Origin of the sequence: Marinobacter azerbaijanicus, assembly GCF_030250645.1 — a bacterium.
In the GTDB taxonomy this organism is placed as follows: Bacteria; Pseudomonadota; Gammaproteobacteria; order Pseudomonadales; family Oleiphilaceae; genus Marinobacter; species Marinobacter azerbaijanicus.
Map to the genome: position 1 here is coordinate 377,743 of NZ_JASSVS010000003.1, position 14,528 is coordinate 392,270.

The window sequence follows — 14,528 nt, forward strand, 5'->3', positions numbered from 1 at the left end:
AACCGGTGTTCCCGCGTCTATTCCGACTCCCTGTCCCATTCTGGCGGTTTCCACAGGTGCTTCAACCTTAGCGGCAGTGCTCCGGGCCTGGACATCGCGCGGAAGAGGTCACGGTATTCGTGGGTCCATAACACCAGCAGGTTGTTGGAGTGCACCGGACGGGTAATGCCGTATTCCGGCGGTGCCTGCTCATCTTCGGCCGCAAAGGTGCCGAACAGCCGGTCCCAGACAATCAGCGTGCCACCATAATTGCGGTCAATATAGCCCGGGTTGCGACCATGATGAACCCGATGATGGCTGGGGGTGTTGAACACCAGTTCCACCCAGCGTGGTAGCTTGCCAACGAGGGTGGTGTGGACGAAAAACTGGTAAACCAGTGACAGGGCGTAGGCGATGCCGATCCACACTGGATTGAAACCGACAAACGCCAGAGGCAGGTAGAAGATCCACATGCCGTTGAAGATATTGGTGGCGTTCTGGCGCATGGCGGTGGAGAAATTCATCCGCTCCGAGGAATGATGCACCACATGGGCAGCCCAGAACCATCGAATGCGGTGGCTGGAGCGATGCATCCAGTAGAAACAGAAGTCCACTCCCAGAAAGGTCAACAGGCCCGTTACCCAGTTCAGCTCCAGATCCAGAATCCGGTAGTGATAGAGGAAGGCGTAAACCGGAAAGGCGATCAGGCCGGCGAACAGCAGTTCGGTCATCTGGTAACCGGCACCCAGGGCAAAGTTGCGGATGGCTTCAGGTACATCCATGCGCGTGGGGTCATGACGAATGCGCAGGTATTCCCAGAGTGTGACCGCAATGAATACGGGTGTTGCGAACACAAAGATCAGCTGTCGTTCATCCAGTGCCAGCCAGGGGGCCAGGGTTTCCCAGAGTTCCAGCAGGCCGCTGCCCTCCAGTACCGTCTCCATCATATCCATCAAAGCCATGCTCTATCCGTCTTGTCGTTGTTGATCCGGTTTCAGTCTGCTCCATTCGTTTTTATAAAAATTGACAATTTATGCCATAAAATTGATTATCGACGTCAACTGGAGCGACGCCTGAGAGCATGCGGAGAATCATTTGTGGCAAGGGTAATTCGTGTAACCGGCGCCTGGACCGGCCTGCTTTCCGACTGGCTCGATCAGGAGGGACTGGACGCCGGCCCGTTGCGGGTGGCGCTGGCGCGCTGGGCGTCACGGGACAACGTGCCGGTACAGGTCTGGCGGGATTTGCTGGCGCAGGGGCTGGCATTGGTGCCGGGGCGTGTGGCGCCGGAGCTGGATGTCGGGGCCTGTGTTCTGCCCGGCCATGTGGGTGTTCTGGGCTATCTGGTACTGGCCTCCGATACACTGGGGGAGGCCATGCTGGCGTATCAGCGCTACGAAACCCTGTTCTACGGCACCAGGCTGGCAGAGATCGAGGTCATCGGTGATCAGGTGGAGATGCGCTGGCCACCATCGGATAACGAACTGGGCCAGCAGGCGGACGGTGCGGCGATTGCCGCCCTGGTGACCTTCATGCGCCGCCAGATTGATCGGGCGCCTCCACCCCTGGCAGTGAGTTTTCTGGAGCGGGTTGAGGATGAGGCCGCCAGCGTTTACGAAGCATTCTTCGGTTGTCCGGTAACCTGGCAAGACAGCCATGTCCGGGTACGGTTTCCGCTGCACTACCTGAGCCTGCCCATGCCACGGCGGGACCCAACCCTGCGTGAGTTACTGGACCGGCAGGCCAGGGCGTTGGTGCGGGCACTACCGGAGAGCTCAGGTGACAGCTCGGGTACTGATCGCCAGTTGCAACAGGTGTTGCTCAAACTGATTACCGAGGGAAAGCCTTCCCTGACACGGGCGGCCAGTGCCATGCACATGTCACCCCGCACCCTGCAGCGGCGACTGGCCCGGCACCAGCTTAGCTGGCAGCAATGGCTTGACCGCAGCCGTGAGCAACTGGCCAGGCAATATCTCGCAGATCCTTCACTGACACTGACGGATATCGCCCTTCTGCTGGGCTTTTCCGAGCAGAGTGCCTTTACCCGCTCCTACCGCCGCTGGACGGGCAACTCCCCGGGCAGGGAGCGCCGGCAGCAGCTCAGCGATTAGCAGCGTAGATCTTCGCCAGTGGCTCGATCTTCGGTTGCCACTGGTCCAGCCAGGCCTTGATATCGTTGGGGATTTTCGTCGGTTTGGGCCAGGGCACCGGGTACTGCTCCGGTTGGAACATGGGTGCGAACAGCGCAGCAGCAGTGAGATCGGCGCGAGAAAAGCGTTGGCCTGCCAGGAACGGGCGGTTCTGATAGGCATTGGCAAGTTCGGTCAGATAGGCTTCCATGGTTTCCCGTGACCTTTCTGCCGTTTTTTCATTGATCTTCATCCACTTGCGCATGATCTCATCCACCCGGCTGAAGGCCAGCTTCAGAAAAATCCGGTTGTAGAAAGGGGTGCCCGCTGCCAGCAGGGGAACCACTATCTTGGGGCGCTGCAGGAAATGGTGGTAGGAGTAGCAGCGCACGGCGGGCCCGGCTTCATCATCAAGCCGCTGCTCCCAGGCCAGGGCAATCTCACGGCTTTCCGGGTCCGCCGGTGTCAGCGGGTTCTCGGGGAAGGTTTCATCCAGGTAGTCGATGATCTCCTTTGATCCCTGAACCCGGTGTCCGTCGTGATCCAGCACTGGCACCGACGAATCTGCGCCGGTGAGCTTGCGGATGGTCTTGACATGCTGTCCGGGTAGCAGGCTGATGGCTTCGTAATTCAACCCCTTGTAGTCCAGTGCCCAGCGAACTTTTTCGCAGTAATGTGATATCGCAAACTGGTAGAGTCTGATGGCCATGGTTCTGTGTTCTCCGGCGTGTTAAATGGCCTAAGCGTAATGCTTTGAGGCAGGAAATGGTAACCCCAGTGCATTAAAATAGGCCGCTTCCGAAATAAGCTGCCGCAAAGGCACCCCCTAATGGAACAGGAAACTGACAATGAATGGATTCACCCGCTGCATTGCGCCGGCGCTGGCAACTTTCGCACTGGTGGCCGGTTGCTCGTCCACCTCTGAAAACAATCATTCCACCCAGGCCAGAGGCCTGTCACCCGGGGGCATTGAGCTGCCGTTTACGGCAAGGGGAAATGAGCCGTTCTGGCGCGCTATTGTGGAGCCGGGCCAACTGGTGCTGGAGCGAATGGGGGAAAGCCCGGTTGAGCTGCGCTACGAAACCACTCATAGCAGTGCCACCGGCCGCACGTTCCGTGCCGAAGGCGAGGGTGTCGGTATAACCCTGGTAACCGCTCCTCAGCTCTGCCATGACTCCATGACCGGAATGCCCTATCCCAACCAGGTTCGCCTTAAGGTAAATGGTGAGGAAATCCGGGGTTGCGGTGGAGACCCGCGCAAGCTGCTGCGTGGGCAGGAATGGGTGGTCGAGGACATCGATGGCGCAGGTATCATTGACAGCTCCCGGATTACCATCAATTTTCTGGCACAGAATCGGGTGGCTGGGAATACCTCCTGCAATCAGTTCAGTGGTGTCTGGAAACTGACGGGTGAAGGGCTTGGATTTACCGGGATCGCTTCCACCAGCAAAGCCTGTGTACCGGCGTTGATGAATCAGGAAGACCGCTTTCTCTCGTTGCTTGCAGACATTCAGCGGTTTGATATTGGCAGGCGTGGCGAGTTGCTGCTGATATCGTCGGAAGGCCGGACCATCAGGGCTGTTCAGTCCAGAGACTGAGTCCATAGCTGTCCAGAATCTGCTGGACCCGGCCGTTATCGATCCGCCGCCGGGTTCCTTCTGTAAGCAGTTCTGCCAGCTTTTGTGCGTCTTCCCTGACCGGAGAAAACGCGACAAACGCATCGCTCTCGCTGACCAGTCCCGCCTCGCGGGGCGGGCTGGTGGTTCTGTTGCTGTTCACGCTCCACCAGGCCATGACGTAGGCGTCTTCGACAAAGATATCGGTGCGATCCTGGTTCAGCAGATCAATGGCCCGGTCCAGTGGTGAAGGCCCGGATATCACCCAGATCCGCTCGTGATCCGCCTCGTGTTTCTCTATGTATTGGTCCAGTTCCCGGGTATAGGAATACCCATTGATGACCAGTAGTTTCTGGTCGTGCAGTGACTCCGGGCCGGTGTAAAGCCAGGTATTGTCAGGATGGGTGAACAGCGCAATGGCTGAGCGCCCCTGGGGTATGTCCGGAAACACGAAATCCGGGGCGTCGGTTGCAAAGGCGCCTACCACTGCGTCCAGTTGGCCTTCTCTGGTCATCTGGAGTGCCCTGGCCCAGCTTACATTGACGTACTTCACAGCATAGCCAGCTTCTTCCAGAACCTCGCGGGCAATGTCTACCATGTAACCCTCGAGATTGCTTCCTGCCTCGCAGTTGTGGGGACACCAGGGGTCGGCCGCAATGACAATCGTTCGAGGCTCCGTGGCATCGCTGGGGACGGTTTCAGAAAGGGTCTGATCAGCAGACACCTCCGGAACAGCACCCGAAGGTAAACTGTCGCTGTCAGGAGGTGAGCAGCCGTAAAGCAGAAGCACGGCGGTAAAAACTATTGCCAGTCTGGCCATTATCGTTGTCTGGGGGCGGCACCGCAAAGCTACGGCGACCCCTTAAGCATAGTCCACCTGTCTCGGTTCTGTCATCCACCAGACTTTCTCTGACCAGGCGACCTCAAGTCAGTACCGGCTGCGGGCATCACCCTCTGATGCATCAAGTGGTACCAGTGCCTTGACGAGCTCTTTCATTTCGAGAACTCCCACCTGGTTGCCTTTCTTCATCACCCGGTAGGTGAGGTCGGTATCACCATTGGACATTGCGATGACAGACTCGAGGTTGTCCCGATCCGAAATGTCACCGGCGCAGTCGGTAGGTGGTGTGGTGGTTTTTGTCATGACTGAACGCACTCTGAGAACCCGTGCGCGATTGATATCACTGATGAAGTCGGTGATATAGGGGTCATTGGGGTGCATCAGGATTTCCTGGGGCTCACCCTGCTGTACGATGTGCCCGTCCTTGAGGATAACCAGATGGTCCGCCAGCTTCAGGGATTCATCCAGATCATGGGTGATGAACACAACGGTTTTCTTGAGTTCATCCTGCAGTTCCAGAAGCAGATCCTGCATGTCGGAGCGGATCAATGGGTCTAACGCAGAGAAAGCTTCGTCCATCAGCATAATGGGTGAGTTTGACGCCAGTGCCCGGGCGATCCCCACGCGCTGTTGCATGCCACCGGAGAGCTGGTGCGGATACTGGTACTCATTGCCTTCCAGGCCCACCCTCGCAAGCCATTTTTTTGCTTCGCCCTCAAACTCTTCCACCGAATAGCCCCGAACCAGCAATGCCATGCCGGCATTTTCCAGCACTGTCTTGTGGGGGAGCAGGGCGAACTTCTGAAACACCATCGACATCTGTTCCCGTCGTAGCTTTCGGAGTTGGTCTTCGTTGAAATCAAGGACGTTTTTGCCATCCAGTTCTATTTTGCCGGCCGTAGGCTCGATCAACCGGTTGAGGTGACGTATGAGGGTCGACTTACCGGAGCCGGAAAGCCCCATGATAACGGTAATCTCGCCTTCGTGGATGTCCACGTTGATATCCTCGAGACCCAGCACATGGTTCTGCTTTTCCAGCAACTCGGCTTTCCCCATGCCTCTGCGTACATACGCAAGGGCAACATCGGGGGTAGGGCCGAAAATCTTGTAGAGGTTCCGGATGGAAATCTTGATATCCCGGTCCACGGTTCGCTCCCTTATTGTTTCTGTGAGGCGTTGATGCGCGCCAGTGAGGCCTTGGTTACCCGGTCAAGGATCACCGCCAGAATTACTATCCCGAGCCCTGCAACCAGGCCGACACCCAGTTCGAGATTCCGGATGCCCTGGAGCACCAGAACCCCGAGCCCCGGCGCTGAAACCAGCGAAGCAATAACAACCATGGCGAGACTCATCATGATGGTCTGGTTTACACCTGCCATGATGTTGGGCAGCGCCAGAGGAATCTGGACCTTGAACAGTTTTTGCTGGCTGGTCATACCGAAGGCGTCAGCCGCCTCGATCACGTCTTTATCCACCAGGCGGATGCCCAGGTTGGTCAGGCGTATAACCGGAACAATGGCGTACAGAATAATGGCGATACCATAGAGCTTGGATTCGGTCACGCTGAACAGGAAAATCAGCGGAATCAGGTACACGAACGGCGGTAGCGTCTGCAGCATGTCCAGCACTGGAACGGTCAGGCGCTGCATCATATCGCTGCGGGACATGGCTATGCCAATTGGGACACCGAACAGTACGCACAGAAAGGCGCAGACAAAGATGATCGATAGCGTCTCCATCGCGTATCGGTAATAGTCAATAAAGGCCAGCAGGAACAGGCTGCCTGCGACAAAGCCGACCAGTTTCCAGGACTTGGTGACAAAGAAAACCACTGCGAGCAGCAAAGGTATGACGATCCACCAGGGTGTATTCAGCATGCCGTAGAGGGCACCGTCCAGAGCCCAGCTGAGAGGCTGGGTCAAAGGATCCAGAACAACGCTCAGACTGTCCTTTATGGACAGGAAGCCCTCTTCAAGACCCTTTGTCAGTTCCCGGGATTTAGGGAAAGCGGCACAGGATTCGTTGAGCGCGTCCATGGAGGGGAAAGGCGTATCCCAGAGAGATTCGGGTTCGCCGGTTGTTCCCTTGGTTTTTTGCAGTAACGCTGCCATCGACATGGGTGCGTCACTCTGGCCTTCTGCGCACCAGTCTTCCAGTCCTAGCGCTGAAAATATGAAATCGTAGGTAGCCATGGGCGGTCGGTTCCCCGTCGCAATGAGATGTTAAAGGCTCGTTTCGAGTTCTCCGTTATCGGAGTTGACAGGGCCGGGGGGGCCGACCCTGTCAGGGAGGGGTGGAGGTTACTCTCCCATTACCTTGGCAAGGCGTTCCCTGGCTGAATCGTTCAGCCAGCCTGACCACTCGTCGCTGTTGTTGCTCAGGAAATACACCGCTGCTTCCTCGGCAGAAGCGTTATTGGAATCCATCCAGGCCAGCAGCTGGCTCATGGTGGATGTCTTGAACGTCATGTGGCTCAGCATTTCCGCCACTTCCGGCTCCCGGTCCTTGAAGTCGGTGGTCACGGAGGTGAGGATCGTGGCGGCCGGGAAATCCGATACGCCCGGGTTTTCCGCATCCTGGGTCTGGTTGCGAGAGTGGACCTCGGGCTTGTACTCCCCAAGGTCAACGCGGGTCATATCGTATTTTCCAAGTGGTACGGTCGGTCCCCAGTAGTAGCCAAACCAGGGTTCCTCGGCCTGAACCGCTGAAGCCATGGAGGTTGCCAGAGTTTCACCGGAACCATGGTTGAACACCTCAATGCCAGCGCTTTCCAGATCAAGTGCTTCAATCAGGTTGTCACTGACTACGCGGCAGCCCCATCCACTTGGGCAATTGTTGAAGCGGCTGTCCACCAGTTCCGGGTTTTCCATGATTCCTTCGATGGTGGTCAGCTCCGGATGCTCTTCGGCCAGGTAGGTCGGAATCCACCAACCTTCAACACCGCCCGGGTCCAGTACTTCAGCCACGCGCTCGATCTTACCCTGCTCTTCCAGTTCCAGGTAGGCCTCGCCCGCGGAGTTGAGCCATAGCTCGGTAACAATGTCCGGTTCCCCGTTTTCTGCAACTGAGGTAACGGCTGGAACGGTATCGGAGGGAACCACAGTTACATCGCAACCATAACCCTGCTCCATGAGGAATTTGGCAACACCGGTAACAACGGCGTTGGAAGCCCAGCCCATTTCGGTGATTGAGACTTCGCCGCATTCGGCCTGTGCAAGTGCGGGAGCGGACATCGCGCAAAGCAGCGCGACTGGCGTTAGCTTTCGCATGGTTGGTTCTCCTTGTTGATTTTGGAAATACGCGGAAAAAACTCCGCTAGAGTGGTCGGGAAGACCCCTCGAGAAGTGAAAACGCCTTGTTGATACTGCGCGTTCAAAGGACAAGACAAATGCCATCGCCTCGGTTACTACGTATCTTCAAGAGTAACGCCCTGAGTTTGAGTTACAAGCTATTCATGAAAAAAATATGGCGTTAAAGTAAACATACCTTCCTGAATTTCCGGTCCCGTTGTCAACGAACTGAAGTAATTCTGCAGTAGTTTGAAGGGTTGTCTTTGAACGGAGAGCCCCATGACCGAATTGCGTGAATTGACCCCCCATTCTGCCGTTCCGGCCGAACAATCCCGTCGGGATAGCCATCAACGCCATCTTCTGAGGGCCTTTCTGCCTGAGATGGTTCGTCTCGAGCGGTTGCTGGCGGAAGCGCCGGAACAGGTCTCTGTGAATACGCTCGCGCGGGTTGCCCTGAAGGAGATCGATCTGCCGATCTACCGGATAGACCTGGGCAGTGAATCGCCTGCAGCCCCGGCGGTCCTGTTGGTGGGTGGTGTTCATGGGCTGGAGCGCATCGGGAGCGAAGTGGTCATGGCCTGGCTGCGAAATCTGCTCGCCCGGATTTCATGGGACGGGCATCTCCAGGCATTGCTGCAGAAGGTCCGGGTTACCCTGTTACCGATACTCAATCCGGGCGGAATGTATCTGAATCAGAGAAGCAATCCCAACGGAGTTGATCTGATGCGAAATGCTCCAATTACCGCACAGGATCAAAGTGCTTTCCTGTTAGGCGGGCAGCGCTTCTCCCCCCGGCTGCCGTGGTTTGTCGGAAATCCTGAACAGGGCATGGAAGCGGAGAACCAGGCACTGGAGTCGGTAATCACGGAGCTTTTGCCAGGCCGTTCCTTCAGTGTCGCCCTGGACTGCCACTCGGGCTTCGGTTGGCAGGACCAGATCTGGTTTCCCTATGCCTATCGCCGGCGGCCCATGAGAAGAATTGCATCAGTTATGGCCTTGAAGCTGATCTGGGAGAAGGCCTGGCCGGAGCATAATTATCGCTTTGAGCCCCAGTCCCGCCACTATCTGACCCACGGTGACCTGTGGGATTATTTCTACAAGAGAATAAACCGCAGCGGTGACGGGGTGTTTATTCCTCTCACCCTGGAACTGGGCTCCTGGCGCTGGATCAAGAAGCGCCCAAGACAATTGCTGCGCCTGGACGGGTTTTTCAATCCGCTGGTCCCCCATCGGCATCGCAGGGTTCTGAGAAGCCACCTGACCTTCATCGACTTTCTGGTCAGCGCCGCCGCCAACCATGAAAACTGGTTGCCGCAGGAGGGAGAGGAGTCCATGCTTAGGGAAGCTGCTATCGCACACTGGTACAGGGACCCTCACTGACAATGCACTGGATTCTGTTGCGTGGGCTCACTCGGGAGCGGGGGCACTGGGGAGATTTTCCACGGCTGCTTGCAGAAGCTTTTCCGGAACAGCAGTTTCATCTTGTGGATCTTCCAGGCACTGGTGTGCATTTCAACGACACCTGTCCGGATAACATCGCAGCTATCCGCGAGAGAGTCAGCCGGCGAGTTGAGCATATTCCTGCGCCGTACAGTATTCTGGCGCTCTCCATGGGCGGCATGGTGGCGCTGGACTGGGCCCAGCATGCGCCCGAAGGCGAGATCCAGAACCTTGTGCTGATCAACACCAGCTCGGGTTTCAGCCCGCCGTGGCGAAGAATGAAACCGGGAGCATGGCCCCGGATTGTTCGGTTGTTGTCCCGGCGTGAACTGTTCGATCGTGAAGCCGATATTCTCCGGCTGACCTGCAACAGGCCGGTCAGCCTCGAAACAATGAAGCTATGGTACAGTATTCAGCGTCAGCGCCCAGTGGATTTCCGGAATGCCTGTTCCCAGTTAAAAGCCGCAGCCACTTTCAAGCCACGACCCGAACGCCCCCTGCCGGATGCCCTGCTCCTGGCCAGCAAGGGCGATCGCATTGTCCACTGGAAATGCAGTGAGGCGTTGGAGCAGCGCTGGCAATGGACCCTGAAGGTGCATCCCTCTGCCGGGCACGATCTCCCACTGGATGACCCACAGTGGATCATCCGCCAGATGGAGAGTTGGTTGCCCCGATGAGTGCAGTTGCTTGACGCAACTGTTCTTCCGCGTCAGTTTTCTATACGCTTTATCACTGTTCAAACATGATGATGTATGGAGCCACTGAGAATGAAAATTTTTGAGACCAAGACCGCCCCGAACCCACGCAGGGTGCGTATGTTCATGTCGGAAAAGGGGTTGCTGGACAAGGCAGAGTTTGTCGAGATCGACCTCCTGAAAGGCGAGAACCTGACGCCGGAATACACTGCCAAAAACCCGATGAAGAAAGTCCCGGTGCTGGAGCTTGATGACGGCACCTGCATCTCCGAAACCATGGCCATCTGCCGTTACTTTGAGGAAAGTTACCCGGATACGCCGAGCCTGCTGGGTGATACACCTCTGGAAAAAGCGCTCGTGGAGCAGTGGCTGCGTTGGATCGAGTTCTCTCTCTCCATGCCCACAGGTATGTGCTTCCAGCACACCACCGGTTATTTCAAGGACCGCATGAATCCCATCAAGGAATGGGGTGAGGAGTGCCGGACAATGGTGGAGACGTTCCTGGATTTCCTTGATAAGCAGTTGGATGGTAGTGAATACATCTGTTGCGACCGCTTTACGGCCGCCGACATCAATGCCTTTACATCGGTGGCTTTTGGCCGCGTGGTAGACATTCGAATCAAGCCTGAACAGGCTAATCTTCAGGCATGGTACGACCGCATCAAACAGCGTTCGTCTGCCCAGGTGTGACCCGATGACACAGCAGACACTCCTGGCCTGTGCCCTGGATAAAATCGATGCCGCCAATCGGGCGGATCCCAATGTCGAACTGGTTGCAGGCGAACCCTTGCCCAAGGAATACGCCTACAGCCTGCACATGACCCGTTGGCTGCATGAGCTTGAGGCCGAGCCTTCAGAGAGGATGCAGATCGCCTGCCGGGCCCAGCATATCGAGCGCTGGACCATGCCTCGCAGCGAGTTCCCGGAAGGTCGCAAGGGCTACTATGAGTGGCGTCAGGCCTGTGGCCGTATGCATGGCCGCCGGGCCGCCGAGGTCATGGGGGAGTGTGGTTACCCGCAGGATGAATGTGAACGCGTGGAAACCATCCTTACCAAGCGGGAGTTGCGCAAGGACGAGGACACCCAGTTGCTGGAAGATGTGGCCTGTATGGTGTTCCTGGAGCGCTACTTTGCGGACTTCTATGAGCAGAAAGCAGACTACTACCGGGAAAAATGGCTGCGGATTGTCCGTCGTACCTGGGGCAAGATGTCTCCGCGGGGGCATGAGGCTGCGCTGAAGCTGGCGGAAGGAATGCCGGCGCATTTGCTGGCGTTGTTGCAGGAGGCGTTGGCTGAATCTGGTAAGTGACTCTGGGTGCACAGGCCTGCGGGTAGGTCCGGCCAGAATACGCTGTAAATACATCCCTGTACGCTCGGCTCCGCCATCCATGGCTCCGCACGATTCTGGCCGGACCTACCCGCCGGCCTGTATTGGCTTCTGAGTCAGCACTCTTAAAAAAACAGCTCTTGCAGTTTGTCACCAGGTTCCTCAGCCCGCATAAAGGACTCTCCTACCAGGAAGCCATAAATGCCGCGACTGGTCATGGTCTCGACATCGTCACGGGTCATGATGCCACTTTCTGTGATCGTCAGGCGATCTGTGGAAATCCGTTGGTGCAGGTCGAACGTGGTATCCAGAGAGACGTCGAAGGTGTGCAGGTTGCGGTTGTTGATGCCCACCAGCGGGGTTCTTAGCGTGAGGGCGTCGTTCAGTTCCTCGCCGTCGTGAACCTCCACCAGAACATCCAGCCCGATTTCGTGGGCAATGCCTTCCAGTTCCTGCATCTGGTCTCTGGTGAGGCAGGCGGCGATCAGGAGGATGCAGTCCGCGCCGATGGCTCGGCTCTCGTAGACCTGGTATGGCGCCACCATGAAGTCCTTGCGGATAACCGGCAGGCTGCAGGCAGCACGGGCCGCTTTGAGATAGTCTTCGTGGCCCTGAAAGAAGTCTTTGTCGGTGAGTACTGACAGGCAGGCAGCGCCGCCTTTTTCGTAACTCTCGGCGATAGCTTCAGGCACAAAGGGATCGCGGAGAATGCCTTTGCTGGGTGAGGCCTTCTTGATCTCGGCAATGACCGCCGGCGTATGCCTCTCGATGCGGGTGCGTATGGCGTTAGCAAAACCCCGCGCCGGCGGTTGGTCGCCAGCCATGGCTTTCAGGTCGCCAATCGAAACCGCGCGTTTGCGTTCATCAATTTCCTGCCATTTCCTGTCGACGATTTTCCGCAGAATGGTAGGGGTCTTATCCAGATGTCTGTCAGTCATTATCAGGCCCGTAAATAGTATGCGAGAGCCGGTGGGGCGGCCTGTCCAAAACTGTCGTCAGCCATGGATGGCTGACGTCAAGCCCTACAGGGATGTACTTGTGGGCGTGTTTTGGACAGGCCGCCCCACCGGCTCGTCCCGCCAGCGATATTGGCAATTCGGTTCTATCAGCTCAAAAGCACTGTGAAAAGTCAGCAAGCTCGGACATCTTGCCGGCGGCGAGGCCGGAGCCCATGGCGTCCAGGGCCATGTCGACACCCTCGGTCGGAGTCTTCGCCAGGCCAGCCACGTAGATAGCCGCACCTGCGTTCAAGGCGATCAGGTCACGGGCCTTTTCAGCCATTTCGTCGTGGCCACGGCCGAAGGCGGCACGGATCAGTTTCAGGGAATCCTCGGCAGTGTCCACGGTCAGTCCGACAAGGGCCTGGCTCTTAATGCCCAGATCTTCCGGGGTAATTTCGTATTCGGTGATTTCACCGTTTTTCAGTTCCGCCACGTGAGTGGAGCTGGCGAGGCTGATCTCGTCCAGGCCGTCTTTCGAGTGCACAACCATGATGTGTTCAGCGCCCAGGCGCTGCAGAACCTCTGCCATGGGGCGGCACAGCTCTTTTGTGAACACACCAATCAACTGGCGTTTGACGCTAGCCGGATTGGTCATGGGGCCGAGGATATTGAAAATGGTACGGCAACCCAGCTCCTTGCGGGGGCCGATGGCGTGCTTCATCGCACCATGGTGGGCCGGGGCAAACATGAAGCCCACGCCGATCTGTTCCACGCAGCGGGCCACTTCTTCAGGAGACATTTGCAGGTTGATGCCCAGTTTTTCCAGCAGGTCCGCACTGCCGCTCTTGGACGACACCGCGCGGTTGCCGTGTTTGGCAACAAAACCGCCCGCCGCTGCCACCACAAATGAAGCGGCGGTGGACACATTGAACAGGTTGGCCCCGTCACCACCGGTACCGACAATGTCCACCAATGGCTCGGCGTTGACTGTCACGCCTGTTGCCAGCTCGCGCATGACTTCGGTGGCGCCAGTGATTTCGTCGATGGTTTCACTCTTCAGGCGCAGCCCCATAAGAAAGGCCCCGATCTGCGCATCGGTGGCTTCGCCTTTCATGACGATGCGCATAACGTCCTTCATTTCCTCGGTGGACAGGTCCAGGTTCGAGGCAATGCGGTTGAGTGCTTCTTTCATGTCCATTCGTGGGCCTCTCGGGTCAATCTGCTTTTGTATTCTGTGTTTGGGTCTAGCTTAGCAAGTTCCTGTCTGGTGTGGGGCCTGTTGTTGGGCTGGCCCTCTTGTTTTGGCGTTTGGTCGATGGCTGGGGTGCCCCCTTCCAAAACACGCTGTGAATACGTCCCTGTACGCTCGGCTCCGCCATCCATGGCTCCGCACGGTTTTGGAAGGGGGCACCCCAGCCATCTCCCTTAGAGCCTGGGTTAGGGCTTATTCAGAAACCAGTTCCCCTTAACTTCTCTTTGCCGTTCCATATTTGAGCGGGGAATACATTGGAACAACATGCTGAGAGGGCAGTAAATGGGGGGAGCTTATCCCAAACCGTGCGGAGCCATGGATGGCGGAGCCCGAGCCGCACATGGACGTCTTGAGGCGTGTTTGGGATAAGCTCCCCCCATTTACTGCCCGGACTCAGAACCAGACCCCAAGGCAACCCAACCAAAACTAACTTCTAAGAAAGTTCCGCAACAATTCATGCCCCTGCTCGGTCATAATAGACTCCGGATGAAACTGTACGCCTTCGATGGGCAACGTCTTGTGCCGAACGCCCATGATCTCCTCTACTGAGCCATCCTCATTGCGAGTCCACGCAGTCACTTCCAGACAATCCGGCAAGGTGTCCTTGTCGATCACCAGGCTATGATAGCGGGTCGCCTGCAGCGGATTGCTAAGGCCACGGAACACACCGAGGTCCTTGTGGTAGACCGGTGACACCTTGCCATGCATCACCCGCCCGGCGCGGATTACATTGCCGCCATATACCTGGCCAATGGCCTGGTGGCCCAGGCATACGCCCAGGATCGGCAGCTTGCCGGCAAAGTGGCGGATGGCTGCCATGGAGATGCCTGCCTCGTTGGGCGTGCAGGGCCCCGGGGAGATTACCAGGCGCTCCGGGTTCAGGGCCTCGATTTCCTCCACCGTGATTTCGTCGTTGCGATACACATGAACATCCGCACCCAGTTCTGCCAGGTATTGCACCACGTTGTAGGTGAAGGAATCGTAGTTATCGATCATCAGCAACATAATCTTATCCTCC

15 protein-coding genes are annotated in these 14,528 nt (G+C 57.1%); 6 read left to right on the top strand and 9 right to left on the bottom strand.

What is annotated here, in order from left to right:
- Positions 1 to 17 precede the first annotated feature (17 nt).
- Entirely contained in the window at positions 18 to 941 is a 924-nt protein-coding gene (locus tag QPM17_RS08140) for a sterol desaturase family protein (protein WP_285390153.1), read from the bottom strand.
- Between the two features lie 135 nt (positions 942 to 1,076).
- On the opposite strand from QPM17_RS08140, the gene QPM17_RS08145 reads away from it, so the two are divergent.
- Entirely contained in the window at positions 1,077 to 2,090 is a 1,014-nt protein-coding gene (locus QPM17_RS08145; RefSeq protein ID WP_285390154.1) for a helix-turn-helix domain-containing protein, read from the top strand.
- Here QPM17_RS08145 and QPM17_RS08150 read toward each other — a convergent pair.
- Positions 2,080 to 2,817 carry a glutathione S-transferase family protein gene (locus QPM17_RS08150; protein WP_285390155.1) on the bottom strand — a complete coding sequence of 246 codons (738 nt, stop codon included), beginning with the start codon at positions 2,815 to 2,817 and terminating at the stop codon, positions 2,080 to 2,082. The genes QPM17_RS08145 and QPM17_RS08150 overlap by 11 nt on opposite strands.
- A gap of 139 nt (positions 2,818 to 2,956) precedes the next feature.
- On the opposite strand from QPM17_RS08150, the gene QPM17_RS08155 reads away from it, so the two are divergent.
- Positions 2,957 to 3,706, top strand: coding sequence for an META domain-containing protein (locus tag QPM17_RS08155; RefSeq protein WP_285390156.1), 750 nt, complete (start codon positions 2,957 to 2,959; stop codon positions 3,704 to 3,706).
- Here QPM17_RS08155 and QPM17_RS08160 read toward each other — a convergent pair.
- The 4 genes from QPM17_RS08160 to QPM17_RS08175 all read right to left on the bottom strand — a co-directional run bounded on the left by QPM17_RS08160 (position 3,681) and on the right by QPM17_RS08175 (position 7,834).
- Positions 3,681 to 4,544 (bottom strand): substrate-binding periplasmic protein, encoded by an 864-nt coding sequence (locus QPM17_RS08160; protein WP_285390157.1) that lies wholly within the window; start codon positions 4,542 to 4,544, stop codon positions 3,681 to 3,683. The two genes, QPM17_RS08155 and QPM17_RS08160, sit on opposite strands and share 26 nt — an antisense overlap.
- A 108-nt stretch (positions 4,545 to 4,652) precedes the next feature.
- The gene (locus tag QPM17_RS08165; RefSeq protein ID WP_285390158.1) at positions 4,653 to 5,711 is read right to left on the bottom strand and encodes a quaternary amine ABC transporter ATP-binding protein; all 1,059 of its coding nucleotides are present in this window, start codon (positions 5,709 to 5,711) and stop codon (positions 4,653 to 4,655) included.
- A gap of 11 nt (positions 5,712 to 5,722) precedes the next feature.
- The gene (locus QPM17_RS08170) at positions 5,723 to 6,757 is read right to left on the bottom strand and encodes an ABC transporter permease (protein ID WP_285390159.1); all 1,035 of its coding nucleotides are present in this window, start codon (positions 6,755 to 6,757) and stop codon (positions 5,723 to 5,725) included.
- A gap of 108 nt (positions 6,758 to 6,865) precedes the next feature.
- Positions 6,866 to 7,834, bottom strand: a complete 969-nt coding sequence (locus QPM17_RS08175) for an ABC transporter substrate-binding protein (RefSeq protein ID WP_285390160.1) — start codon at positions 7,832 to 7,834, stop codon at positions 6,866 to 6,868.
- A gap of 300 nt (positions 7,835 to 8,134) precedes the next feature.
- On the opposite strand from QPM17_RS08175, the gene QPM17_RS08180 reads away from it, so the two are divergent.
- The 4 genes from QPM17_RS08180 (at position 8,135) to QPM17_RS08195 (ending at position 11,299) form a co-directional block, all read left to right on the top strand.
- Positions 8,135 to 9,235, top strand: a complete 1,101-nt coding sequence (locus tag QPM17_RS08180; RefSeq protein ID WP_285390161.1) for a M14 family zinc carboxypeptidase — start codon at positions 8,135 to 8,137, stop codon at positions 9,233 to 9,235.
- Positions 9,236 to 9,237: 2 nt separating this feature from the next.
- Positions 9,238 to 9,972, top strand: coding sequence for an alpha/beta fold hydrolase (locus tag QPM17_RS08185; protein ID WP_285390162.1), 735 nt, complete (start codon positions 9,238 to 9,240; stop codon positions 9,970 to 9,972).
- Positions 9,973 to 10,062: 90 nt separating this feature from the next.
- Positions 10,063 to 10,680: a glutathione S-transferase family protein gene (locus QPM17_RS08190; RefSeq protein WP_285390163.1), complete on the top strand. Its 618-nt coding sequence runs from the start codon at positions 10,063 to 10,065 to the stop codon at positions 10,678 to 10,680.
- Positions 10,681 to 10,684: 4 nt separating this feature from the next.
- Complete coding sequence (locus QPM17_RS08195; protein WP_285390164.1) at positions 10,685 to 11,299, top strand: DUF4202 domain-containing protein; 615 nt, start codon at positions 10,685 to 10,687, stop codon at positions 11,297 to 11,299.
- 143 nt (positions 11,300 to 11,442) lie between these two features.
- Here QPM17_RS08195 and trpC read toward each other — a convergent pair whose 3' ends face one another.
- The 3 genes from trpC to QPM17_RS08210 all read right to left on the bottom strand — a co-directional run bounded on the left by trpC (position 11,443) and on the right by QPM17_RS08210 (position 14,515).
- Entirely contained in the window at positions 11,443 to 12,255 is an 813-nt protein-coding gene (gene trpC, locus QPM17_RS08200; RefSeq protein WP_285390165.1) for an indole-3-glycerol phosphate synthase TrpC, read from the bottom strand.
- 172 nt (positions 12,256 to 12,427) lie between these two features.
- On the bottom strand, positions 12,428 to 13,456 hold the full coding sequence (gene trpD / locus QPM17_RS08205; RefSeq protein ID WP_285390166.1) for an anthranilate phosphoribosyltransferase: 1,029 nt from the start codon (positions 13,454 to 13,456) through the stop codon (positions 12,428 to 12,430).
- 480 nt (positions 13,457 to 13,936) lie between these two features.
- Positions 13,937 to 14,515 carry an aminodeoxychorismate/anthranilate synthase component II gene (locus tag QPM17_RS08210; RefSeq protein ID WP_285390167.1) on the bottom strand — a complete coding sequence of 193 codons (579 nt, stop codon included), beginning with the start codon at positions 14,513 to 14,515 and terminating at the stop codon, positions 13,937 to 13,939.
- Positions 14,516 to 14,528: the final 13 nt, after the last annotated feature.

Excerpts from the sequence above, each read along its gene's own strand:
- QPM17_RS08160 (WP_285390157.1), bottom strand. The coding sequence starts at position 4,544 with ATGGCCAGACTGGCAATAGTTTTTACCGCCGTGCTTCTGCTTTACGGC.
- QPM17_RS08150 (WP_285390155.1), bottom strand. The coding sequence starts at position 2,817 with ATGGCCATCAGACTCTACCAGTTTGCGATATCACATTACTGCGAAAAA.
- QPM17_RS08185 (WP_285390162.1), top strand. The coding sequence starts at position 9,238 with ATGCACTGGATTCTGTTGCGTGGGCTCACTCGGGAGCGGGGGCACTGG.
- trpD (WP_285390166.1), bottom strand. The coding sequence starts at position 13,456 with ATGGACATGAAAGAAGCACTCAACCGCATTGCCTCGAACCTGGACCTG.
- QPM17_RS08170 (WP_285390159.1), bottom strand. The coding sequence starts at position 6,757 with ATGGCTACCTACGATTTCATATTTTCAGCGCTAGGACTGGAAGACTGG.
- QPM17_RS08195 (WP_285390164.1), top strand. The coding sequence starts at position 10,685 with ATGACACAGCAGACACTCCTGGCCTGTGCCCTGGATAAAATCGATGCC.
- QPM17_RS08210 (WP_285390167.1), bottom strand. The coding sequence starts at position 14,515 with ATGTTGCTGATGATCGATAACTACGATTCCTTCACCTACAACGTGGTG.
- QPM17_RS08190 (WP_285390163.1), top strand. The coding sequence starts at position 10,063 with ATGAAAATTTTTGAGACCAAGACCGCCCCGAACCCACGCAGGGTGCGT.
- QPM17_RS08175 (WP_285390160.1), bottom strand. The coding sequence starts at position 7,834 with ATGCGAAAGCTAACGCCAGTCGCGCTGCTTTGCGCGATGTCCGCTCCC.
- QPM17_RS08155 (WP_285390156.1), top strand. The coding sequence starts at position 2,957 with ATGAATGGATTCACCCGCTGCATTGCGCCGGCGCTGGCAACTTTCGCA.
- QPM17_RS08140 (WP_285390153.1), bottom strand. The coding sequence starts at position 941 with ATGGCTTTGATGGATATGATGGAGACGGTACTGGAGGGCAGCGGCCTG.
- trpC (WP_285390165.1), bottom strand. The coding sequence starts at position 12,255 with ATGACTGACAGACATCTGGATAAGACCCCTACCATTCTGCGGAAAATC.
- QPM17_RS08180 (WP_285390161.1), top strand. The coding sequence starts at position 8,135 with ATGACCGAATTGCGTGAATTGACCCCCCATTCTGCCGTTCCGGCCGAA.